This is a genomic window from Amycolatopsis sp. NPDC034160 (assembly GCF_055575355.1).
In genome coordinates, this window is record NZ_JBVISU010000002.1 from 634687 (window position 1) to 657355 (window position 22669).

The following is a 22669-nucleotide window of genomic DNA, read 5'->3' on the forward strand; positions in this document are numbered from 1 at the left end:
ACGGGTGCCTCAAGACCCAGCCGCCCCCAACGGACCGATGGCGTCCAGATGCGGCAGCAAGTGGTGCATCCGCTCCTGTTTCGTCCGCAGGTACCGCAGGTTCTCGGCGTTCGGCGTCACCAGCAGCGGCACCCGCTGGCTGATCCGCAGCCCGTGCCGCTTCAGCTGGTCGACCTTCGTCGGGTTGTTGGACAGCAGCCGCACCGACCGCACCCCGAGGTCGGCCAGGATCTCCGCCGCCGCGCGGTAGTCGCGCGCGTCCACCGGCAGCCCGAGCGCGATGTTCGCCTCGACGGTGTCGAGGCCTTCTTCCTGCAGCCGCATCGCTTTCAGCTTCGCGAGCAGGCCGATGCCGCGCCCTTCGTGGCCCTGGGCGTATACGAGGACTCCGGCGCCTTCCTCGACGATCGCCCGCAGCGCGGCGGCCAGCTGGTCGCCGCATTCGCAGTGCATCGAGCTGAACACGTCGCCGGTGAGGCATTCCGAATGGACCCGCGCCAGCGTGTCGAAACCCGCGACATCGCCGTGTACCAGCGCCATCTGCTCGGTCCCGTCGGCGTCGAGATACCCGTACGCGCGGAAAACCCCGTAATGAGTCGGCAGTCTGGTCTCTACGACCCTCTCCACGGTCATCGCATTTCTCCTATCTGTACGGGTGTCCTGACGACGCGGGCCGTGATGCGCGGTGCGGCGGGTGGGTGGACCCTGCCGACACCCGCGAGCAGCACGGCCGCGCCGGGAAGGCTGGCGACGAGGGCGAGCACGCCGTAGACGACGGCCACGGTGACGCCTTGCGCCGAACCGAGTCCGGCCGCGCCGAAAAGCAGCGCGCAGACGCCTTCGCGCGGGCCCCACCCGCCGATGTTGAGCGGTAGCCCCATCGCGAGCAGGGCGAGGATCATCAGCGGAAGCAGGTCCCCGATCGGCGCGGTCACCCCGGCTGCTCGTGCGGCGACGACGAACAGTGCGAGATGCCCGGCCAGCGTGGCCACCGAAAGGAGACTCACGCCGGGCCAGGTCTCCTTGGTCAGCAGGCCCAGCCGGACGTCGGCGAGGGTTACGGCGAACCCGCGCCGCCACTTCGCTCCACTGTGGATCCAGCGTTTCCCCGCCGTCATCCCGGTGACGACGGCCGCGAGGGCGAGCACGACGACCACGATCCCGGCGGCCATGACGATCTTGTCGATCGGCCGCGGTACCACGGAAGGCGTGCTGAGCACGACCGCGACCGACGCGCCGATCAGCACGATCTGCCCGGCCGTCCGCTCCAGCACCACCGCGCGGACGCCGCGCGGGACGTCGCCGGACGCGCGGCCGTGCTGCACGGCCCGGTCGACGTCGCCGAGGACCCCGGCCGGCAGGACACCGTTGAGGAACAGCGCCCGGTAGTACTCGCCGACCGCGCTCCACACCGGAAGTTTCAGACTCAGCCGCCGTGCGACCAGACACCAGCGCCAGGCGCTGAACACGGTGGTGGCGAAGCCGATTCCGAGCGCGGCGGTGACGCCGGCGACGTCGACCTGGCGCAGGCCCTCCAGGAACGCGTTCGTCCCCAGGCGCCAGGCGAGTACGGCGAGGATGCCGAGCGCGCCGAGGATCCGCAGCCACGGCCAGAACCGCTTCACGAAGGCACCACCAGGAGGTCCTCGTGGTGGATCATCGCGTTCAATTCGCCCGCCGCGCATTGCGAGAGCCGCCATTGCAGGTAGGTGTCGGCGTCGGGGCGCAATTCCGGCCGCTGCTCGCCCGCGGCGCCGACCCAGCCGGTGAGCCATTCCGCGGTCAGCGCGGCCTGATCCGCCCCGAGTCGCCACGGACTCGGCGCGCGCCGCACGGTGGCGCCGAGCCGTTCGAACACCCCGAACGCGACGTCCACCGCGTCCGGACCGAGCAGCCACCGGCCGTCGGTCACCCGGCGCTGATGCGCGTTGAAGGCGTCGGAAATCTCGACGTCGAACTTCTCCTTGGGCGACAGCACGACCCGGCCCGAAACGCTCAGTGTGAACAGGACCGCGCATCGGGCTTCGACGCACGCCTCCGCCAGCCGGGTCATCTCCTCGGCGGTGAGCAGATCGAGCAGTGCCGACGCCGCCACCAGCGACGTCCCGGCGAGGTCGGCCGCCCGCAACTCGGTGATGTCACGCTGTTCGGTGACCACCTCGACGTCGCTTCCGTCCAACGAGTGATCGGGACGGCTGGTGCGGGCCAGCGCATGCGTGAGGAGGTCGGGGTCGCGATCGTGCAGGATCCAGCGCTGGCGGCCGGGCAGGCGCCTGGCCAGCCAGCGGCCGAGCGATCCGGTGCCGCAGCCGAGGTCGCGGATGACGACCTCGTCCTGGGTGCGGAGGAAGGAACGGACCGGCTCCAGCAGCTCGGTCGCGCGGGCGGCGGCGTCGGCGTCCTCGCGTAGCCGCAGCCAACTGGGGGCGTACTTGGTCATGCCGCCGTCCTTTCGTTCAGCAGCACGGCGGCGACGCCGCGGGCCGTCGCGTCCCAGCCGGTCAGCGTCTCGCGGCGAAGGCGAGCCGACGCGCGAAGCCGGTCACGCAGATCGGGTTCGGTGAGCCAGCGGCGAAGGGCCGCGGCCAGCGCGTCGACGTCCTCGCCGGGCACGAGCATCCCGGGCACGCTGCCGTCGGGCGCCTGGCCAAGGGTGTCCGGCAGGGCGTCGACAGCGGTCGCCAGTACGGGAATCCCGTGCGCGAGTGCCTCGGTGACGACCATTCCGTAGGTCTCCGCGCGCGAAGGCAGCACGAGGAGGTCTGCGGCGGCGTACGTCGCTTCGAGTTCTTCACCGGACCGGGGGCCGGTGAGGGTGAACCGGTCGCCGAGAGTGTGTCGCCGCAGGCGCTCGACGTAGCGCGTCTCGCGGCGGATGGCACCGACGCATTCGCAGCTCCACGGAAGGTCCGAAAGCGACTTGAGCGCGTCAGCGAGCAGACCCTGCCCCTTGCGCGGAGTCACATTGGCGATACAGACCAGCCGGGTCCCGTCCAGGCTCCCGAACGAGACTTCGGCCTTGTCGACCCCGGGCGGCACCACGTGCACGCGATGCGGGGCGAGCCCGTGGTGCTCGATCAGCCGTCGCGCCGACCAGTCGCTGGTCGCGACCACGGCCTCGACCGCGCCGAGCGTCTCGCGCTCCAGCCGGTCCAGCTCGGCGGCGAGCGACGGCGGCAGCCCTGTCTCGTCGGCCAGTGGCAGATGCACCAGCACCGCGATCGACAGCCGCTGCGCCGACGGCACGATCACCTCGGGCACCCCGCACGCGACCAGGCCGTCGACCAGGACTGCCGAGCCGTCGGGCAGCTCGGCGAGCTTACGCGCGAGGACGTTGCGTGACTCGGTGTCGGGCCTCGGCCAACTCCCGCGCACGGCGATCTCGTGGACGTCCACGCCCGTGGCGGCGAGGCCGTCACACAGGCGGCGGTCGTAGACGTTGCCGCCGCTCGGCGCGCTCTCGTCGTCGATGTCGTTGGGCAGGACCACCCGGAGTCCGGTCACAGCGCACGCTCGTAGCTCGCCCACGCCACGTGGGACTCATGCAGTGCGACGGTGATGCCTTCGAGCCCGTGGGCTCCCTCGCCGAGCGCGCCCGCGTGGACGCGGTCGGCGAGCCGGTCGGCGATGACCTTGGCCAGGAACTCGGTCGAGGTGTTGATCCCGGCGAACTCGGGCACGTCGTCGAGGTTGCGGTAGTTCAGGTCGGCGAGTACCGCCTTGAGCTCTTCGGTGGCCTTGCCGATGTCGACGACGATGTTGTCGGCGTCCAGTTCGGACCGGCGGAACGTCGCGTCCACCACGAAGGTGGCGCCGTGCAGTTTCTGCGCGGGTCCGAAGACCTCGCCGCGGAAGCTGTGGGCCACCATGACGTGGTCGCGGACGGTGATACTGAACAACGGACCTCCCAGATCGTGCCCTTAACGCGTGTCCTCCACCTGATAGGTGACACGGAGGCAGAGCGTTCCCGGTTCATTCGCGGCCAGACGCGGCAGTACTTCCGGCAGTTGATGGAATGCACATTCCCCGCTGACCAGCACCTCAAAGGCCGGATCGGCCAGCAGGCGCAAAGAGAGCGCCAAGCGGTCGGCGTAACTCCGGTTCGCGCGGCGCGCCGGAGAGACCATGCCGACCTGGCTGGACCGGATCGTCAACCGGCGGGAGTGGAAGTTCTCGCCGAGCGGGACGCTGATCCGGCGGTCGCCGTACCAGCTCAGCTCGATGACCTCGCCCTCCGGCGCGAGCAGTTCCAGTGACCGCGTCAGCCCTGCTTCGCTCGCGCTGGCGTGCACGACGAGGTCGCAGTCACCCAGCGCGTCCTCCGGTGTCGAGAAGTCGACGCCGAACGCTTCGGCGATCTTCGCGCGCTCCGGGTCGACGTCGATCAGCTGTACCCGGGTCGCGGGGAAACCGGACAGCAGCTTCGCGACGCTTCCGCCGACCATGCCGGCGCCGACCACGGCGATCCGGTCGCCGAGTTTCGGCGCCGCGTCCCAGACGGCGTTGACCGCGGTCTCGACCGTCCCGGCGAGGATCGCGCGCTCCGGCGGCACCCCGCGCGGCACCGGCGTGACGGCCGACGCGGGAACGACGTAACGCGTCTGATGCGGGTAGAGGCAGAACACCACCTGGCCGACGAATTCGGCCGGACCTTGTTCGACGACGCCCACGTTGAGGTACCCGTACTTCACCGGACCGGGGAAGTCGCCTTCCTGGAACGGCGCGCGCATGGCCTCGCGCTGGCTCGCCGGGACCTCGCCGCGGAAGACGAGCGTCTCGGTGCCCCGGCTCACGCCGCTGCACAGCGTGCGGACCAGTACCTCACCGTCACCGACCGGAGGGAGCGTGACCGGCCTGAGCTCCCCATCGCCGGTACCACTGAACCAGAAGGCGCGTTCCATCGTGTCCTCTCATGTCGGACCCTGGAGACGGGGTCAACCGTCACCATAACGAGGAGGCCTCGTGATCAACCCCGGAGTTTTCCTGGGGGCCCTCGTCCAGCTGGCCCTTCTCGGCGCGCTGGACGCCTTCGTCGGACTCGGCCCGCTGGGCTGGATCACCGGAGTGGCCTACGGCATCGCCGTCGGCGGATTCCTGACCCACGGCTTGAACCGGAGCTCCGCGTGCTCCCTCGGCCCGGCCGACGCCGTCACGCTCGGCCGCTCCGCGCTCGTCGGCTGCGTGACCGCGCTCGTCGTCGACACCGCGGGCCGGGAGACCGCCGTGATGGTCGTCCTCGCGTCGGTGGCGTTGGTGCTGGACGCCGTCGACGGTCAGGTCGCGCGCCGCACGGGCACGGCGTCGCCGCTCGGCGCGCGCTTCGACATGGAGGTCGACGCGTATCTGATCCTCGTCCTGAGCGTCGTCGTCGCGCAGTCGCTGGGACCGTGGGTGCTCACGATCGGCGCGATGCGGTACGTGTTCGTCATCGCGGGCAAGCTGTGGCCGTGGCTGAACGACCCGCTGCCGTCGAGCATGGCGCGGAAGACCGTCGCGGCCGTGCAGGGCATCGTGCTGGTGGTGGTGGCCTCGACGGTCCTGCCACTCTGGGCCGGTTTTGTGCTCACGCTCGGCGCGCTCGGCCTGCTGACCTGGTCTTTCGGGCGGGACACGTGGTGGCTGCTGGAGCAGCACGCCTTCGGCACCGCCCCTGCCGAACCCCGCCCGCGCGTCGCCGCCGACGTCGCGTGAAGGGGATCAGGCGTACTGCGCTTCGCCGTTCCCGAGCGACCAGTTGACCGGATCGGTCTCGGTGATCGTGACGAGCACGTTCCGCGGCTCCGTCCCCGAATACTCCTCGGCCAGTTCCGCGATCCGCCGGTACAGCGCCTTCTTCTGCTCGTCAGTCCGGCCCGGCCGCATGGTGATCGCGACGAAAACGACGCCTTCGTCGCGGTGGATCCCCAGGTAGTCGTCGTATTTCAGAGTGCCCCGGCCGTTCAGGACCTGGAAGCGGTCGTCGGCCGGGATGCCGAGCGTTTCGACCATGGCGTCGTGGACGGCGTTGCCGAGGGCTTCGAGCTTGTCGGTCCCGATGGCGTCGATACGAACGAAGGGCATGTCAGTTCTCCTTGATGGCGAGAAGCCCGAGGGCGCCGTCGACGGCTTTCGCGAAGACGTCCGCGGAGTCGGCGGCGCGGGCAAGGATGTACCCGCCCTGCAGGACCGCGACCAACGCGGTCGCCGTGGCGAGCGGGTCGAGTCCGGCGTCGAGTTCACCGGCCGTGCGACCTTCGTCGAGCAGCTCGGCGAGACGGCCGGTGAGCCAGCCGAAGAACTCCTCGACCGGCTTTCGCAGCTCCGTGTCGGCCATCACGTCGGGATCCTGGGCAAGCCTGCCGACCGGGCAGCCCTTGAGCACGGCGCGCTCGCGGCGCAGGTAGACGGTGATCCGCTCGACGACCGTGCCGGGCCCGCTGAACTCGGCTTCGGCCCTGGCCCGCAGGTCTTCGGCACTCCGGCCGATCGCGGCCAGCGCGAGTTCGGACTTGCCTTGGAAGTGGTGGTACATGCTGCCCTGACCCGCGCCTGAGCGCTCCTGGATCGCCTTCGGGCTCGTGCCGACGTACCCGCGCTCCCACAGAAGCTCGCGAGTGCTCTCGATGAGCTGTTCCCTCTTGTCCACACCGAGACTGTACATACTAGTAGGTACAGAGACAACCCGAGCCTGCGGGAGCAAGGGACCTTTGCTATCACTTTCGCCGAACCTGCAGGTCAGGCGCGCACGCTCCTGGACGGAGGGTCCGCGAAGGCCCCCTTTGGGCGCAGACCAGGCCCCATCGTCCACATGGACATTCCCTGCGGTTGGGTGTCCGCTTTATGCCTTTACGCACAGTTCCACACAGGGTCGTGGTACCTGCCGCGGGCGAGTCCGGTAGCGGCCGGTTGCGAAGGACTCCTTAAGGGACCCAGAGCCCCTCAAGGCCCCTTCGCCCGTCCCGAAAGGCGTTCAGGAGTCTCAGCAGCACCACCAGCCACAACAGCGGCGCGTGAAGGACCCTTCCCCTCGGCTCAGCCGAGGAAACTCGACCTTCACACCTTCCCCAGTACATGAAGGCCCCCTTCCTTGCGCCTAGCGCAAGGAAGGGGACCATCACGTACTTCACGCAAGGCCGCACGCCACGAGTAGGTACCCAAGAGACGGTTCGCTAGAACCCGCATTAGCACTCACGACCCTCTTGCGAAGCCACGCGAAGCAGCCAAATCGGGCGCCTTGATCCAGAACAGCGTCCCTTGTGGACAGTCAAGAGCTGGCCTGTCCGTGAAGGCCTCCTTCCCTACGCTCAAAGTAGGGAAGGAGGCCTTCACGGCCCACAACATCGCCCAATAGACCAAGCAGCCCCAGTGACCCAAGCGTCACGACCACGAGCGTCGCCCGGTTCACCGCACGACGTGCTCGTACGCCGTCTTCAGCTCCTCCACCGGACCCGCCGGCGCCACCAGTGGCCCCTTCGCCCAGTCGCAGCCGAGTTCGTGCAGAACCGTCAATTGTCGCGCGGTCTCGACCCCTTCGGCGACCACCACGAGGTCGACCGCGTGCGCCATCGCCATGATTCCGGCGACGATCGGCTCGGCGTCACTCGACCTGCCGAGGTCGGCGACGAACGACCGATCGATTTCGACCACGTTCAGGTCGAGACGGCACAACTGGGCGAGCGAGGAATAGCCCGCGCCGAATCGTTCCGCGGTCACCTTGACCCCGGCCTTCCGTAGCGCGTCGACGGCGTCGGCCGCGTCTTTCAGCGCCGTTTCGTCGACGTCGAGACTCAGATCCTGCGGCCCCAGTCCCGCCTCGTCCAGAGTGGTCTGGACCAATTGCAGTAAGGCGGGATCGCCCAATTGGCGCACCGAAACACTCACATTCACATTACAGTGCACACCATGATCGGCACGCCATCGGGAGATCTCACCGGCGGCCTTGGCAAGGACCTCCGCGCCGATGATCGTCAGAAGGTCGCCGTCATCGGCGATCTCGACCAATTCCGCGGGATCGATCGGTCCCCGGATCGGGTGATCCCAACGGGACTTCGCCTTCACCGCCACCATCTCGCCGGTCCGCAAATCGACGACGGGCTGATAAACGGTCTCGATCAGGCCGTTCGCGACGGCGTTCCGCAGATCCTGTTCGAGAATGAACCGATCCTGCACCCGTTCCCGCATGATCGGCGCATAGAACGCGTACCGGCCAGGCCCGAACGTTTTCGCCTGATACATCGCCAAATCGGCGTCTTCCAGCATTTCGTCGGCACTGCGGGTATCACCGGGTTCGGCGATCACTATTCCGATGCTCGTATTTATATGCAGTTCCCGGCCGTGCACGGTGAGCGATTCGGCGAGCTGCCGCTGCAGATGATCGGCCAGCGCCCGCACCTCGGCGGCTTCGGTATAACCGGTCGTGATGACCAGGAATTCGTCGCCGCCGAGCCGTCCGACCAGGTCCGAGGGGCCGGCGGCGGCCCGCAGGCGTTCGCCGATGATGCGCAGCACCTGGTCGCCGACGGTATGACCGAGCGAGTCGTTGATGATCTTGAATTTGTCGAGGTCGATGAACAGCACGGTGGTCGTGAGCGCGGGATCGGCGATCGTGCGCCGCAGATGGTTCAGCGCGAGCGTGCGGTTCGCCAGCCTGGTCAGCGGATCATGGGTCGCTTCGTAGGCCAGCCGTTCGCTGATCGCCCGCCGTTCGGTGATGTCGGCGAAGGACGTCAGCACCGAGGGCACGCTCTGTCCCGGCGCCATCAGCGGACCGGAAGTCAGCGAAAGCCACCGATGCGCCCCGTCGCGCCGCCGCACCTGCAAGACCCGGCCGGTCTCGACCTTTCCGGAGCGCCGTACCCGCGCGGACGGAAGATCGTCGACGGGCACCGGGACGCCACGCTCGTCGTGCAACCGCAGCGTCCGGCTCTCCAGGCCGACCAGGGATCCCTCCGGCACTCCGGAGATCCGGTGCGCGGCGGAGTTCGCCAGCTCGATCCGCCCGCTCGGCCCGACCACCAGCACCCCTTCGTCCAGCGTCTCGACGACGGTGGCGAATTCGGCTTCGGCCCGGCGCTGCGCGGTCTCGTCGGCGCACAGCAGCACGTACCCGTCGAACATTTCCGCCGCCGAGACGCGCACCGAAAGCGCGGTGCCGTCGGCGCTGAAATGCGTGGCCTGCACGACCCCGCCCGACGCGACGACCTGCCGCGGGTCCATCGGCGCGCCGACGACCTCGGCCACCGGCACCCCGATGACGTCGTCGAGTTCATGCCCGTATACCGCTTCGGCCGCCGGATTCCAGCTCGTCACCAGCCCGTCGGGCGAGGTCGCGATGATCGCGTCACTCGCGTGGCCGACCAGTGCGGCCTGGAACCGCAGACCGGCCTCCGCCGCCTTCTGCGTGCTCAGATCCCGCATGATCACCTGATAGGCGGGCTTGCCCTCCCAGGTGGTGAGCACCGCCTGGGACTCGACGGTGACCTTGCCGCCATCGAGGGTGAGCAGCGTCATCTCGGTCGGTTCGCTGAAGGAACCGGGAGCGGCCAGCGAGCCGATCCTGGCGAGCAACGCGTCCTGCGAGCCGACGTCCACCATGTCCGTGATGTGCAGGCCGACGAGTTCGGTCGAGACCGTGGCGCCGACGAACCGCATCGCGGCCGAGTTGACGAACACCACTTTGCCGCGCTGATGGACACAGATGCCGTAGGGGCTCGCCTCGACCATCGTGAGGTATTGCGTGCCCAAAGTCCCGCCGTCGGAATTTTGCTCCAAAAGGCGGTACCCCTTGCCGAGAAATGCGAGCGCGGGCTCACCGCGAAGATCCCTTTCGGCGGACAGCTCGGTCAGCAGACGGACGAGCGACGCATGCCGGGAAGTCACTCCACCGGCGGGGGCGGATACTCCAACCATGCAGGTCGCGGCGCCGTTCGCCGGCGAGGAATCCTGATCCGAGGGCCGGCGGGTGTCGGGGGTCCCGCCGTCGAGATCGTCAGGATCCATGTGATCCAAACCCCCTACTCGACTGATGTAGCTTCCGATTAGATCACTAAATCGACGTAGCCGTCCTCTTCGGCCAGCTGCCCGGTGCGGCTTTATCCACCCAGCGTTGACAGAATGTAGTTGAAAGGAAACACGTGCGGAGCAAAACCGGCATCTGCGGCATCGGAGCCGTAACCGCCTATGGCTGGGGGCGCGAAGCGTTGTGGGAAGGCCTCACGAGCGGCCTCCCCGGCGCCCAGCTCGTCGAAGGATTCGGCGAGACCCGGGAATTGCCGGGCTGGGTCGGGCACATCCCCGAGGGCGGCAGACAGCGGGACGGCAGCCTGCATTGCCGCGCGCTGCTCGCGTCGGCGCGGGAAGCGATCGAGGACGCCGGCGCGCGCGGCTGGACTCCCGGCCGCCGGGTCGGCCTCGTCTACGGCGGCGTCCGCGACGACATGCGGACCTGGGACGGTTTCCACGCCCTCGGCGAGCGGCTCGCGTACCGGCGCCAGTTCATCGGCATGATGCCGTCGACGCCGATCACCTCGCTGATGGCCGAGTACGGTTTCCACGGCCCCACGATGACCGCGTCCGCGATGTGCGCGACCGGCAACGCCGCGGTGCTCACCGCGAAGATGTGGCTGGACGCGGGGATGGCCGACGACGTCGTGGTGGTCACCACCGATCTGTCCGCGACCCGGCAGGTCGTCCGGCATTTCGTGCACTGCGGCGTCGCGGTCACCGACGTGCCGCCGCTCGACGCGTGTCGTCCTTTCCAAGAGGGCACAAGGGGTTTCACCTTCTCCGAGGCGTCGATCGCGGTCGTGATGACCCAGCGGAAGACCGACGCGTACGCCACCGTGCTGGGCGGCGCCATGACGCATGAGGCGCATAACGCGATGGCGCTCGACCCCGACCCGGCGACCGCGATCGCGGCGGTGACCGACGCGCTGGAGAACGCGAACGCCGACGCGGCGGACGTCCGGTACGTGAACGCGCACGGAACGGGGACGAAACTCTGTCACCGCACCGAATCCCAGATCCTCGATGCGGTGTTCCCGCGCAGTACCGAGATCTTCTCTATCAAACCGCTGACCGGGCACAGCCAGTCGGGCAGCGCGCTGACCGAGATCGTGACGACCTGCCTCGCGGCGCGGCGTGACCTGATCCCGGCGCCGAAACCGGTGGCGGACGGGCATCCGCAGCTGATGGACGGACCGTCCCGGCCGGAAAGCGGGCTCACCGTCAAGACCTCGATCGGGATGGGTGGTTACGTCACCGCCGTCGTACTGGACGCCGCCTGAGGCGTCCAGTCGTCTTCGAGTCGACCAATTCGATAACACACGGTCTCAACGTCGTCACGAACCGTCATTTTCCGTGTTCGCGTGGGTGATACTCCCGAGTAGAGAACGCACTGAGCACGGAGGCGGCCATGAGCCCGAGAACGGTGTCCGACAACCTGGTCCACAACTACCTGTTCTTGCGGCGCGCCATAGGTTTCCTCGGCGTCGGCCTGCCTTTCGTGCTGATGTTCGGGAAAATGTTCGTCGACGGCGGCGGGCTGCTCAACTCGATCAGCGGGTACTACTACTCGGGGATGCGCGACGTCTGGGTCGGCACGATGTGCGCCATCGGCGTCTTCCTGTTGTCCTACCGGGGTTACGGCCGGATCGACGACATCGCCGGGAACATCGCGGCGGTGGCCGCGGTGGGGGTGGCGCTGTTCCCCACGACACCGGCGCACGGCGACCGCGTGGACGAGCTCGTCGGCATGCTGCATCTCGGCTTCGCCGCGGTCTTCTTCCTGACCCTGGCGTTCTTCTGCATCGTGCTGTTCACCAAGTCGGACAAGGCGATCCCGGGCGCGCGCAAACCCGAGCGGAACCGGCTGTACGTCACGTCGGGTGTGATCATGCTGGTGTGCCTGGCGTTGATCGTGCTCTGCGGCCTGTTCTTCGACGAAGAGATCAGAGCGCTCTACCCGGCGCTCTGGCTGGAGTCGGCGGCGATCCTCGCGTTCGGCGTGGCCTGGCTCACCAAGGGCGGGACGCTGCTGCCCGACAAACCGGTGGCCGTTTCTCCGACGCCGACCACGCCCGCGCCGCTGTCGGAGGCCTGACCTGGGCACCCGAAGGTAAAGGAACCTTTGTCAACGGCCGGGTCGTTGTCGCCTTATGACTGAGCGCATCGCACTTCAGCTCGGCCGCCGCGACCTCCTGGTGGTCGCGGGGATCCCCGGGGCGGGCAAGACCACGCTGCTGTCCCGGGCGGCGACCGGCGCGATGCCGGTGCTCGACTCCGACCAGGTCCGCGGCAGGCTCCGCGCACGACTGCCTTCGTGGTTGCCGTACCGGTGCTACCGGCCGCTCGTCCACCTGTGGCACCGGGCGCGCGTCGTCGGGTTCGCGGTGGCGGACGACGGCCCACTGATCGTGCACGAGCCGTCGACCCGGGCGACGACACGCGGACTGCTGGCCCTGCTCGGGCTGCTGAGCCGCCGCCCGGTCCGGCTGCTGTGGCTCGACGTGACGCCGGAGGAGGCCCGCGCGGGCCAAGTCGCGCGCGGGCGGGTCATCCGGCGGCACTCGTTCGCCCGCCACGTCAGAAGGGCCGAGAAGCTGCGCCGTGACCTGCGCGACGGCTGGGTACCGGTGGGCTGGCGGAGCGCGCGGATGGTGACCCGCGAGGTGAGCGGGGCACTGCGGTTCGTCGCCGAGGAAGAGCCCGTGAGAGGCGCGCGCCCCTCAGGCGACGTCCGGCTCGTCCCCGTCGAGCGGGCGGCCGCACCCACAATGCGCGCAGGGTGAGTGTTCCCGCCGTCCGGGCTCGGGTTCCTCCGCGGGAACCGGCCGATTCGGCTGCCTGGACGAGTTCCCTGGCGTCCAGCGGATGCGTACCGGCATCGGCGTCGTCCTTTCCACTCCGCGAAGGACCTCTCTACCGAGATACGGACCTGATGATCCACCGGTTCATGCCGGCCGCGAGAAAGACCCTCACCGGCGGATCAGATACCGACGTAATTCTCGGCGAAGAAGTCCTGATGAGCCCGCGAAACCCGCAGGCTTTCCAGCCTCGCGTCCCGCAGGGCACGCTGGAACAAGGCCTCGTCGCCGTACCCGGGCGGGCTGTGCAACAGGTTGATCATCCAGTGTGAGAATTCCTGCGCCCGCCAGATGCGCGGCAAGCAGTCCGCGGAATAGCGGCCGAGCGCGCTCGTGTCGTTCTTCTCGTGGGCGGCGATCAACGCGTCGGCGAGAATCTCGGCCTCCATCAGCGCGAGGTTCGCGCCCTTCGCCGCCGAAGGACTGATCAGGCTCGCCGCGTCGCCCGCGAGGAACAGCTTCTCCCGCTGGATCGTGTCCATCACCCGCGAACCCAGGTCCACGATCCGGCGCTCGATGACAGGGCCGCGTTTCAGCTCGCCGTGGTGCCCGGCCCCCATCCGCACGTGCAGCTCGTCCCAGATCCGCTCGTCCGGCCACGCTTCCGGATCTTCACCGCGCGGGACTTCGAGGTAGTAACGCGTCACCGTCGACGTCCTCGCCATATGCCCGGCGAACCCGCGTTCGTGGATCGCGTAACCGATCGCGGACATACTCGGCGGCGCTTCGGCGAGGATCGCGAGCCACGAGATTTCGTGGTCCCGCCGGAAGATCCGCGCCGGCACGGATCTCCGCGAGACACCGTGCTGACCATCGCAGCCGGCGATGTACCTGGCGCGCAACAGAAGATCATCCGCGATGACGGTGGCCTCCGTGCCCGACACCGAAGACACCTCGGTCCCGAACCTGATCTCTCCGCCCCGCGCGAGGAATTCCGCGATCAGGTCGGTGACCAGGAACTGCTGCGGATAAACGGTGTGTACCTCACCCGTGCCGAGTTCGCCGTACTTGAGCTCGAATTCCGCCTGATCGGTGCGGAAGGCGCAGGTGTCGTGCCGCGCACCGTCGCGGAGAAGTCCGTCGGCGAGTCCGTTTTCGGTGAGCACCCGGACGCTGTTGGCGGCCAGAAACCCCGCCCTCGCCCGGTTTTCGACATGCTCCCGGCTTTGCCGCTCCAGGATCAGGCACTCGATTCCAGCCGCGCGCAACAGATTTCCCAGCACGAGCCCGGCCGGACCCGCTCCGGCGATCAGGACGTCAGCATCGATCTTTCCCACGAAAGCCCCCAGTACCTCCGCCACCCCAGGTGGTCCAAGGTACACAAGACGCTTTCCCGTAGTCGGCTTTTCAGCCCTTCTGGGCACGCATCCGCGCGCGACGTTTCCCTTCGTGCATCGCCACGACCCTGGCGACCGGAATCGTGTGCCCCTGCTCGACCAGGTCGGCGGGCAGTGGCCGCGGTTCGGGCATCGACTCGACCCAAGGATCCTTGCCGCCCAAAAGGGCAGGCGCGGTGTGCACGGTGAAATCGGCGGGGACGACGTTTTCCAGGTCGTCCCACGCCACCGGGAACGACACCGGCATGCCCGGCCGCAACCGCGGGCTGTACGCCGCCGCGACGGTGTTGCTGCCCGCCCGCGTCGAATCGAGGTACACCTTGCCTTCGCGGTCTTCCACGATGTACGCGGTCGTCGCGACCGACGGATCGACAGCCTCCGCGCGGGCGGCGAGCGCTCGGGTCGCGGCCGCGACGTCGTCGAAGCCCTGCCCGGGCACCAGCGGGACGAAGATGTGCACTCCCTTGGAACCACTGGTCTTCACCGCCCCGGAAAGACCGGAATCGGCAAGGGCCTGGCGCACCAGCCCGGCGGCCTTCACGACGTGCGCGAAGTCGTCACCCACCGGTGGGTCGAGATCGAGGACGAGATGAGTCGGGCCCGTGTCGTCGCCCGCGCGCATCAACGTCGGGTGATATTCGACGGCGCGCTGGTTCGCGAACCACAGCAGCGTGCGGCGGTCGTCGCACAGCGCGTACGACACCTGCCGTTTCGAGGTCTCCGCCCACATCCCGTACCGCTTCACCCAGTCCGGCGTGTACTTGGGCAGGTTCTTCTGCATGAACGGGTCCTGCCCGCGCAGGATGCGGATCACCGAGAGCGGACGGTTCTCCAGCACGGGGAGGATGCGGCCGGCGACGGCGTCCAGGTAATCCACCAGGTCGCGTTTGGTCGCGCCCTCGAACAACGGCTGGTCGAGGTTGGTCAGCTTGACCCCGTCGCGTTCTTCATCGCTCATGGGGTGAGCGTGGCATAAAAAGCCTCGTGAGTGGTAAAGACGGTTCTAACCGTCTTTACCACTCACGAGACCCACTCTTAACTGATGTTGGCGTCGATGCAGGCGTAAAACGCGTTCGCCGTGTCGTAGACGTTCCAACGGGCGAGGATCTTGTGCCGCCCGCTCTGCTGCAGGTTCACGCTGTGCGTGACCGTGGCACCCGGCTGCGCGCCGTTGTCGTTGACGGTCGCGACCTTCGCCCCGTCGACGAAGTACTCCCAGGTGCTGGTGCGGTGGCGAGCCGTGATCGTCCACCGGAACGTGGTGGTACGGCCGAGGGAATGCACCTTCCAGCCCTTGCTGTCGTTGTTGAGATCCGCGAACCGGCCGACACCGCCGTTACAGCTCATGAGCCCCTTGGGGCCCTCGACACTTTGCGGTTCCCATTTGATGTCACCACAGGAAACGGTGCCCTGCGCGCATTGCGCCTGCCTGCTGGCAGGTGAGGAAACGTAGCCGTGCGCACTGGCCGTTCCCGCCGGGATCGCGACCAGCGCGGCCGGCACCATCGCCGCACCTGCCGCCAGGGTCAGAAGCCTTCGTTTGAAGCTCATGCCTACCCCTTTCGACACCCACCGCTGACCCGGTGGCAGAACCGTTTTCGAACCAGGTTCTGGGGCCACAGCGAGCGAAAACCAATGACGGTTGGGACCACATTCGCCAAAGCGCCAAGCCGGCGAATGTGGTCTAGACCATAATTGGTTCAGACGACTTGGTCAAGAGTAACCAACCGGTCACTTCGGGTCGTGAAGATCGCACGGAGGTTGTCAAGCCGGACGATCAGCCCGCACCCAAACAGACGAACGGTCGCCGGAACGGGTCAACCGCGATGGTGTCCGCGAGCGCTGTCGCCGGTCCCGCCCCTTCGGCGAGCCCTCGGTGGTAGTCGTCCATCGCCGCCGCGGCGGCCTCGTCACCGACTCGGCTCAACGGCGCGATCACCGTCCGCGAACCGCTCGCGAGCAAGGCGCTGGCGAACCCGAGGACTTCGTCGCCGGGTCGGATCCGGTTCAGCGCGAGCTCACACGCCGCGAAGACCACCTGCGACGGCGGCTGCGCGAGTCCGGCCATCTCGTGCGCGAAGAGCGCCCCGTCGGCCATTTCCAACCGGGAGAACAAGGCGTTCTCGGGCTCGTGCGCGCCGTGCGCGGCGATGTGGGCGAGCTTCGCGCCGTCCAGCGCGCGCAAAACCGACTTCACCGTCGCGTCGGCGCCGGCCAGCGTACGCGCGGTCCGATAATGAGTCGCGAGTTTGTCCAGCTCACCCCTGCTGCCGACCAACCCGGGGCCACGGACGAGGACGACCTTCCGCGCGTGTGCCGCCGTCGAACGCTCCGCTCCCAGCCACGCCGTCGCCGACGGGGCGACGACGATCGGCCGCGACCGCAGTGACGGAAGCACCCCCCACGGGACGGCGTACAGCGGTCCGGTCGGCACGACGACCAGGTCGCGGTCGCCGATCAGCCCGGCCAGCGGCCGGATCAGCTGGATGTCGAGCCGTTCGGCCTGCTTCCGCGCCGATCCGAGCACCGACCGGACCAGCGGTGCCGGCAGCTGATCCGGGGCGAGCGCGTCGAGGTCGACGTTCAGCATCCGCGCGGCTTCCGCCGCCAGCGCCGCCGAACCGAGCCGCACCAGTTCGCACCGCCCGCCCGCGACGACCACCGCCACCAGGTCGTCTCCGGAGTAGGCGAAACTCACCAGCGCGCGTTCGCCGAGCTCGTCGGCGACCTCGGCGAGCCGCGCGATCGGCCGCGGCCTGCCCCACCGTCCGGTATGCCACCCGAGCCGATGCGCCTCCCGCAACCGCTCGGCGTGTTTCGCGCGCAAGGCCGCCGTGGGATGCCCGTCGTGCTGCGCCTGGTGGATCGCCTGATCCAGACCACGGACCTCGCCGACCCGCTCGGCGAGATCCGGGTCGGTCGCCGCAACAGGTTCGTACCGGTGACTTTGCGCGCGCGTCCGCTCCGTCCAGGCGAACAACCGGGCCGCGTCGGCGCGTTCGAGCACGATCTTGATCGCCAGATCCGCCAGCTCCTGGCCGTGCAACGCCGTCCCGGACACCAATTCGAGGCCGCCCATCCGGTCACGGACCCGGTCGAGTTCGGTCAGCCCGGCGCGGATCTCGGCCAGCGCCCTGGTCTTGTCCCCCTCGGCGACCGCGAGTTCCGCGCGGCAGAGCCGGCGCAGCATCCGATAATCGACGGAAGTCAGCCGTCCCGGCCGCGGAATCCGCGAGAGCAGCCCGGCGGCACGTTTGCGTTTTCCCTTCCGCAACTCGACCCGGACGGCCAGCATGCGCGCGAGCGCGGCTTGATCGGCGAGCCGCGGCATCGGCATCCGGTTCGCCGCACGCAACGCCCTGGCGGTCAGGGTGGGCGGTATTTCGTTGGTGCGCAAGGCGTCCCGCACATCGGCACGAAGACCGACGATGGTCGCGTTGGCGACGCAGGTCTGGCAACCCCAGCGGAGCATCCTGCGTCGCGCCGAGGCGGCATGGGCACGAGCGAGTTCGAGATCGTCGCTCATCAGCGCGGCGGACGCCCGGAGAAGCTCGGCTCCTGCCAGATCCCTGGCGACACTCCGTTGCTCCAGCATCCATGGGAGTACTTCGTCGAGATGATTTCCCGCCTCGTCCGCGAGTCCCGCGGCGAGCAGAGCCCTGGCCTCTTCCTGCTTGAGGAGCGGAGGAGTCGTCATCTCCAGCTCCTGATAAATCCGCTCGCTTTCTTCATGCACACGAAGCGCTGCGGGGATGTTCCCGACGTGCTGTTCAAGGATCCCCAGATGACGTCTCACTTCAGCGCCTTGCACGCGCAACCCGTTCGAGTCCGCTATCTCGATGCCTTCGGAAAGGTCGGCCCGCGCCCTGGCAACTTCACCCAGCCGGGTAAACGCGAGGCCACGCGTCGCCAACGTGTTCAAGAAGGCGTCAAGCAGTGGGAGCGGATCAGTGGCTGCCGCCAATCCCGCCTTCTTGTGCTGGAGCGACGCGTCGAAAAAGGCGATGCTCTCTTCATTGCGCCCGGCCGACATGAGCAAAAGAGCGTAGTTGTGGTCGAGCCTGCCGCTCAGGTCTGTCTTCAGCCAGGGGTCCGAGACCTTTTCGAGAAGGGTCCTGACCTCATCGAGCCCCGCTAGGCCTGCCGATCCCGCGCCACTGGTCTCAGAGCCCACTGTGGCGATGGTCGAAGCCAGCCGGATTCTGGCGACCAGCCAATCGTCCTCGTGCTCCGCCGCCACGGGGTGGATCGACTCGAGCAGCGTCATACCGCGGCGAAGCAGCCGGATTCCCTCGCGCTGCCGCGCTGAACAAGCCGCCTCGAGTCCGGCTTGATGCAGGTCACGCGCCTTGCGAATGACCTCGAGTTGGCCGAGCCTGGTGACAACCACTGATCTATGAGAGCACAGTCCGTATCCGAAAGAAGCCCACCCGCCGGGCGACCCCGGCGGGCGGGCGGCTTTCACGCGCTTCGCGCCTCAGCGAGCCGGCGGCGGGGTCTGAGCGCAGCCACCGGTGCACTCCAGCAGCCGGTCGCGATTGTGTTCGCAGTCCGGGCTGTGTTCGTGGTGCGGCAGGTCGGGCTCGGGCAGAACCGGGTCGACCGGCTCCTCCTCACCGATGGGATCCTTGACGTCCGTAGGCGTCGACATATGACGATCTCCTCCCCTAGCGATCTTTTCTGTCGTGCCGGGCGACCCCATCGCGCCGGGTCCCCTCATTCGCAGGCCCTCTTCCTGCGAATGGGGCAATAGTGCCACAACGGAGCAGTGATCGGGAGACATTACCTACACTGAGTCATCCCAGGCATCCGAAAGGGGGACGCTCCGTTAGCGGACCTCACGACCTGGGCCGAATGGCCTACTCGGTCCGCCGCCACGCCGATTCGCGACGAATTCCACTGCGCCATCCGGCCTAAGATCCAAAAATTCTTGTGGCACAAGGGTTTCCGCCACTGAACCCGGGGGCATCCACGACTTGTCGGGGGAGTGACCGGCAAATATCCGGAGGAGATAACGATGCCAACGTGGTTGGTCATCATCATCGTCATCGCCGCGGTCCTGGTGGTGGGAGCGGCCGCCTGGTTCGTCATCGCCGGGCAACGCAAGCGGCGATTGCGCGAGACGTTCGGGCCCGAGTACGACCGGGCCGTCAAGGAACACGAGAGCCCACGGGAAGCGGAACGCGATCTTTCGTCGCGGATGAAGCGCCATTCGGATCTCGACATCCGTCCCCTGCCGGCGACCACAAAGGACCGGTACGCCCAGGAATGGGCGCTGATCCAGGAACAGTTCGTCGATCGTCCGTCCGGCGCCGTCGTCGAGGCGGACCGGGTACTGGTCTCGCTGATGGCCGAGCGCGGTTACCCGACCGAAGGGTACGACCAGCAGCTCGCGGATCTGTCCGTCCGGCACGCGAACACGTTGCGGCACTACCGCGCCGGGCACGACACGCTGGAGCGCCATCGGGAATCCGAAATGTCCACAGAGGACATGCGTGAAGCGATGAAGCACTACCGCGTGGTGTTCGAAGATCTGTTGACCGACGGTGACGAAGGAGCGGAAAGTCATGGAAAGCAGGCCTCTGGGAACCGAGGGAACGGAACCGCGGACGGAGGATCGGCTCGACGGGGATCGGACCGCTGACGGTTTCGACCGAACCGCCGCGGACACCGAAGGCCGCGACTCCGGGCATACCTTGAGCACCGAGGACCTGGTGGCCGCCGAACCCGATTCCACCAGGGAGTCCGCCCCCACCGAAGAGTCCACAGAGGACGATGCGCAGACCCTCTTCGACGACTCCGACGTGACGCGGTTCCGGGAGAGCTGGCAGGGCATCCAGACGGCCTTCGTGGACGATCCGCAGCGGGCCGTGAAGGAAGCCGACGAACTGGTCGCCGTCGTGATCCAGAATCTGGCCACGACGTTCGCCGACCACAAGAAGGAACTGGAATCCGCGTGGAGCCAGGGTGAACCGGCCACCGAGGACCTCCGGATCGCCTTGCGCCGCTACCGGTCGTTCTTCAACCAGTTGCTGAGGGCGTAATACCCCGGTCCGTGAAGGCCTCCTTCCCTACCCTCAAAGTAGGGAAGGAGGCCTTCACGGACTTTCTCAGGCGCCGGTGGTCGACCCCGGCCGCACGATCATCAGCACCGTCACCACGGCCCAGAGCAGATTGAACATCCCGGTGTACATCGCCACCCGCCCGGCCGTCAGCGGTTCCGACGGCGGCTCGGCGTCCAAGGCCGTGAGGATCGCCTTCTGTCCCGGCAGCACCAGCAACGCCAGCACACCGGCGGCCGCGGCGGTGAGGACGATCGACACGATGACCCACGCGTCTCCGAAGACCCGCATGCTGCCCGCCGTCGCCAGCCCGAAGAACGGCACCGTGATACCGATGACGGCGTAGACCCGGCAGATCCGGTGCAACGCGCGCAGTACGGAGAGACCGGCACCCGGTTCGGCGAAAGCGCGGCGGGCGGCGGCCGGGAACATGCTCGCCGCGACCGTGACCGGTCCGATCGCGATGACGGCGGCGAGGACATGAAGGATCAAGAGGACTTTCGACACGCCGCCGAGCCTAAGATCGTCACCCTCTCCTCCGGTACCGGTGTTTTCGACAGATGTCACAGGATTCCGGCCATCGGCTACGTCCGGCGACGTACGCCGAGAGCCGCCTGAGAACGGATGTGGCGCGACCTCGCCGCGGGCACCCTTGGTCACCATGACCATTCCCGTGGACACAGACGAACTCACGAAACGGTACGGCGAACACCTCGCCGTCGACCGGATGAAGCTGACCGTGCTGCCCGGTGAGATCTACGGCTTCCTCGGCCCGAACGGCGCGGGCAAGACGACGACGTTGCGGATGTTGCTGGGCCTCGTGCGGCCGACGTCGGGCCGCGTGCGGCTGTTCGGGCGGCCGCCCGGCGACCTCGACGGCGTCGGCGCGTTGATCGAATCGCCCGGCTTCTACCCGTATCTGTCCGGTTCGGACAACCTCAAGGTGCTGGCCCGGTACAGCGGAACGGATCCGCTCCGGGTCGGTGAAGTGCTGGCGCTGGTCGATCTCGCCGATCGCGGCGAAGACCGTTATTCGACGTACTCCCTCGGCATGAAGCAGCGGCTCGGTGTCGCGGCGGCGTTGCTGAAAAATCCGCGGTTGCTGATCCTCGACGAGCCGACCAACGGACTCGACCCGGCTGGAATGGCCGACATGCGCGTGCTGATCCGGCGGCTCGGCGCGGAGGGCTGCACCGTGCTGCTGTCGAGCCATCTACTGGGCGAGGTCCAGCAGATCTGCGACCGCGTCGGCGTCGTCTCGCACGGGCGGCTGGTCGCGGAGAACACGGTCGCCGAACTCCGCGGCGGCACGGTGCTGCACATCGAAGCCGACGAGATCGCTCGTGCCGCCGAGCTGGCGAAGCGCTGGATCGGCGGGGAGAACGTGCGGACGAGTGGGACCGGTCTCGACCTGACCGTCGCCCCGGAGCGCGCGTCGTGGCTGAACCGCGAACTCGTCACGGAAGGGATCGCGGTGCGCGAACTGCATGTCCGCGAACGGGATCTGGAACAGGTTTTCTTCGAGCTCACCGGAGAGGTGGCGGACCATGTGGGGTAGCTGCAGCGCCGAGCTGGCGAAACTCGTCCGGCGTCCGGCGAACTGGTTCATGCTGGGGATCGCGGTCGTACTCGGGCTGACGTTCACCTACCTGCTGCCGCTGGCCGGCGCGGTCGGCTCGTCGAGCGGGGCGCCCGGCACGGATCGCGGGCTGGCCGCGACCATGCCGTCGAACCTGGTCGGCAACTCGATCGGCGGGCTTCCGGTGTTCCTCGGGGCGATCCTGCTCGTGCTCGGGGTACTGGCCGTCGGCACCGAATACGGCTGGAGCACGTGGAAGACCGTGCTGACCCAGGGTCCTTCGCGCATGACCGTCTACAGTGGAAAGTTGTTCGCACTGGCCGTCGCGGCGCTGACCGTCGTGCTGACGAGTTTCGCGACCGGTGCGGTCACGAGCGCGCTCATCGCGTCCTCCGAAGGCGAGCCGATGGACTGGCCAACGGTCGGCTCGCTGGTCACCGGGATCGGCGCCGGCTGGCTGATCGCGATGACCTGGGCGGTGCTCGGCGCGGCACTCGCCATCGCGATGCGCGGGGTGGCGCTGCCGATCGGGCTCGGCCTGGTGTGGCTGCTCGTGGTCCAGAACCTGCTGTTCGGGGTCGCGGCCCCGCTGCTGGACTGGGTCGACACGCTTCAGCGAGCCCTCCCCGGGGCCAACGCCGGTTCGCTGGCCGCGTCGCTCGGCGCTTCGGGTGCGACGCCAGGGGTCGGCGAACTCGTCAGCGTCCCTCAGGCGACGCTGGTGGTGGCCGGCTACCTGGTGGCCTTCACCGTTCTCGGCGGCTGGCTGCTGCGGCGCCGGGATGTCCTCTGAAGTACGTGAAGGCCCCCTTCATTGCGCCTAGCGCAATGAAGGGGGCCTTCACGTAC

General features: G+C 68.0%; 24 protein-coding genes. 9 read left to right on the forward strand and 15 right to left on the reverse strand.

Annotated features, from left to right (window positions below; translation table 11 throughout):
* Positions 1-9 precede the first annotated feature (9 nt).
* From ribA to ACZ54P_RS07945, 6 genes are read right to left on the reverse strand one after another with little or no spacing between them, the layout of a single operon-like run.
* A complete protein-coding gene (gene ribA, locus ACZ54P_RS07920) occupies positions 10-633 on the reverse strand; it encodes a GTP cyclohydrolase II (RefSeq protein ID WP_465460744.1) in 624 nt (207 codons plus the stop codon).
* Positions 630-1625, reverse strand: coding sequence for a lysylphosphatidylglycerol synthase transmembrane domain-containing protein (locus tag ACZ54P_RS07925; RefSeq protein ID WP_465460745.1), 996 nt, complete (start codon positions 1623-1625; stop codon positions 630-632). Before ACZ54P_RS07925 ends, ribA begins: the two co-directional genes overlap by 4 nt.
* Positions 1622-2440 carry a methyltransferase domain-containing protein gene (locus ACZ54P_RS07930; protein WP_465460746.1) on the reverse strand — a complete coding sequence of 273 codons (819 nt, stop codon included), beginning with the start codon at positions 2438-2440 and terminating at the stop codon, positions 1622-1624. Before ACZ54P_RS07930 ends, ACZ54P_RS07925 begins: the two co-directional genes overlap by 4 nt.
* The gene (locus ACZ54P_RS07935) at positions 2437-3504 is read right to left on the reverse strand and encodes a glycosyltransferase family 4 protein (protein ID WP_465460747.1); all 1068 of its coding nucleotides are present in this window, start codon (positions 3502-3504) and stop codon (positions 2437-2439) included. Before ACZ54P_RS07935 ends, ACZ54P_RS07930 begins: the two co-directional genes overlap by 4 nt.
* Positions 3501-3899, reverse strand: a complete 399-nt coding sequence (locus ACZ54P_RS07940) for a 6-pyruvoyl trahydropterin synthase family protein (RefSeq protein WP_465460748.1) — start codon at positions 3897-3899, stop codon at positions 3501-3503. Before ACZ54P_RS07940 ends, ACZ54P_RS07935 begins: the two co-directional genes overlap by 4 nt.
* A gap of 21 nt (positions 3900-3920) precedes the next feature.
* Complete coding sequence (locus ACZ54P_RS07945; protein WP_465460749.1) at positions 3921-4901, reverse strand: zinc-dependent alcohol dehydrogenase; 981 nt, start codon at positions 4899-4901, stop codon at positions 3921-3923.
* A gap of 61 nt (positions 4902-4962) precedes the next feature.
* Between ACZ54P_RS07945 and ACZ54P_RS07950 the strand changes: the two genes are divergently transcribed.
* On the forward strand, positions 4963-5691 hold the full coding sequence (locus ACZ54P_RS07950) for a CDP-alcohol phosphatidyltransferase family protein (RefSeq protein ID WP_465460750.1): 729 nt from the start codon (positions 4963-4965) through the stop codon (positions 5689-5691).
* Between the two features lie 6 nt (positions 5692-5697).
* On the opposite strand, the gene ACZ54P_RS07955 is transcribed toward ACZ54P_RS07950, so the two are convergent.
* The 3 genes from ACZ54P_RS07955 to ACZ54P_RS07965 form a co-directional block, all read right to left on the reverse strand.
* Entirely contained in the window at positions 5698-6060 is a 363-nt protein-coding gene (locus tag ACZ54P_RS07955) for a tautomerase family protein (protein ID WP_465460751.1), read from the reverse strand.
* Between the two features lies 1 nt (position 6061).
* Positions 6062-6625 (reverse strand): TetR/AcrR family transcriptional regulator, encoded by a 564-nt coding sequence (locus ACZ54P_RS07960; protein WP_465460752.1) that lies wholly within the window; start codon positions 6623-6625, stop codon positions 6062-6064.
* Between the two features lie 755 nt (positions 6626-7380).
* Positions 7381-9858 (reverse strand): sensor domain-containing protein, encoded by a 2478-nt coding sequence (locus ACZ54P_RS07965; RefSeq protein ID WP_465460753.1) that lies wholly within the window; start codon positions 9856-9858, stop codon positions 7381-7383.
* A 254-nt stretch (positions 9859-10112) separates the two neighbouring features.
* Between ACZ54P_RS07965 and ACZ54P_RS07970 the strand changes: the two genes are divergently transcribed.
* The 3 genes from ACZ54P_RS07970 (at position 10113) to ACZ54P_RS07980 (ending at position 12767) form a co-directional block, all read left to right on the forward strand.
* Complete coding sequence (locus tag ACZ54P_RS07970) at positions 10113-11264, forward strand: beta-ketoacyl synthase N-terminal-like domain-containing protein (protein WP_465460754.1); 1152 nt, start codon at positions 10113-10115, stop codon at positions 11262-11264.
* 128 nt (positions 11265-11392) lie between these two features.
* Positions 11393-12079, forward strand: a complete 687-nt coding sequence (locus tag ACZ54P_RS07975) for a DUF998 domain-containing protein (RefSeq protein WP_465460755.1) — start codon at positions 11393-11395, stop codon at positions 12077-12079.
* A 55-nt stretch (positions 12080-12134) separates the two neighbouring features.
* On the forward strand, positions 12135-12767 hold the full coding sequence (locus ACZ54P_RS07980; RefSeq protein ID WP_465460756.1) for an AAA family ATPase: 633 nt from the start codon (positions 12135-12137) through the stop codon (positions 12765-12767).
* Positions 12768-12964: 197 nt separating this feature from the next.
* On the opposite strand, the gene ACZ54P_RS07985 is transcribed toward ACZ54P_RS07980, so the two are convergent.
* From ACZ54P_RS07985 to ACZ54P_RS08000, 4 genes are all read right to left on the reverse strand, one after another.
* On the reverse strand, positions 12965-14119 hold the full coding sequence (locus tag ACZ54P_RS07985; protein WP_465460757.1) for a 4-hydroxybenzoate 3-monooxygenase: 1155 nt from the start codon (positions 14117-14119) through the stop codon (positions 12965-12967).
* A gap of 70 nt (positions 14120-14189) precedes the next feature.
* A complete protein-coding gene (locus tag ACZ54P_RS07990) occupies positions 14190-15137 on the reverse strand; it encodes a DNA polymerase domain-containing protein (RefSeq protein ID WP_465460758.1) in 948 nt (315 codons plus the stop codon).
* 77 nt (positions 15138-15214) lie between these two features.
* Entirely contained in the window at positions 15215-15730 is a 516-nt protein-coding gene (locus ACZ54P_RS07995; protein ID WP_465460759.1) for a lytic polysaccharide monooxygenase auxiliary activity family 9 protein, read from the reverse strand.
* Between the two features lie 226 nt (positions 15731-15956).
* Positions 15957-17876 carry a CHAT domain-containing protein gene (locus ACZ54P_RS08000; RefSeq protein ID WP_465460760.1) on the reverse strand — a complete coding sequence of 640 codons (1920 nt, stop codon included), beginning with the start codon at positions 17874-17876 and terminating at the stop codon, positions 15957-15959.
* 33 nt (positions 17877-17909) lie between these two features.
* Between ACZ54P_RS08000 and ACZ54P_RS08005 the strand changes: the two genes are divergently transcribed.
* A complete protein-coding gene (locus ACZ54P_RS08005; protein ID WP_465460761.1) occupies positions 17910-18317 on the forward strand; it encodes a hypothetical protein in 408 nt (135 codons plus the stop codon).
* A 339-nt stretch (positions 18318-18656) separates the two neighbouring features.
* On the opposite strand, the gene ACZ54P_RS08010 is transcribed toward ACZ54P_RS08005, so the two are convergent.
* Positions 18657-18830: a hypothetical protein gene (locus ACZ54P_RS08010; RefSeq protein ID WP_465460762.1), complete on the reverse strand. Its 174-nt coding sequence runs from the start codon at positions 18828-18830 to the stop codon at positions 18657-18659.
* 366 nt (positions 18831-19196) lie between these two features.
* Here ACZ54P_RS08010 and ACZ54P_RS08015 point away from each other — a divergent pair, with 366 nt between their 5' ends.
* Complete coding sequence (locus ACZ54P_RS08015; RefSeq protein ID WP_465460763.1) at positions 19197-19823, forward strand: hypothetical protein; 627 nt, start codon at positions 19197-19199, stop codon at positions 19821-19823.
* Between the two features lie 52 nt (positions 19824-19875).
* Positions 19876-20223 carry a hypothetical protein gene (locus tag ACZ54P_RS08020; RefSeq protein WP_465460764.1) on the forward strand — a complete coding sequence of 116 codons (348 nt, stop codon included), beginning with the start codon at positions 19876-19878 and terminating at the stop codon, positions 20221-20223.
* 66 nt (positions 20224-20289) lie between these two features.
* On the opposite strand, the gene ACZ54P_RS08025 is transcribed toward ACZ54P_RS08020, so the two are convergent.
* On the reverse strand, positions 20290-20748 hold the full coding sequence (locus ACZ54P_RS08025; protein WP_465460765.1) for a hypothetical protein: 459 nt from the start codon (positions 20746-20748) through the stop codon (positions 20290-20292).
* A 154-nt stretch (positions 20749-20902) separates the two neighbouring features.
* Between ACZ54P_RS08025 and ACZ54P_RS08030 the strand changes: the two genes are divergently transcribed.
* Together ACZ54P_RS08030 and ACZ54P_RS08035 are read left to right on the forward strand one after the other, a co-directional pair.
* Entirely contained in the window at positions 20903-21799 is an 897-nt protein-coding gene (locus ACZ54P_RS08030) for an ABC transporter ATP-binding protein (protein WP_465460766.1), read from the forward strand.
* Complete coding sequence (locus tag ACZ54P_RS08035) at positions 21789-22613, forward strand: ABC transporter permease (RefSeq protein ID WP_465460767.1); 825 nt, start codon at positions 21789-21791, stop codon at positions 22611-22613. Before ACZ54P_RS08030 ends, ACZ54P_RS08035 begins: the two co-directional genes overlap by 11 nt.
* Positions 22614-22669 lie beyond the last annotated feature (56 nt).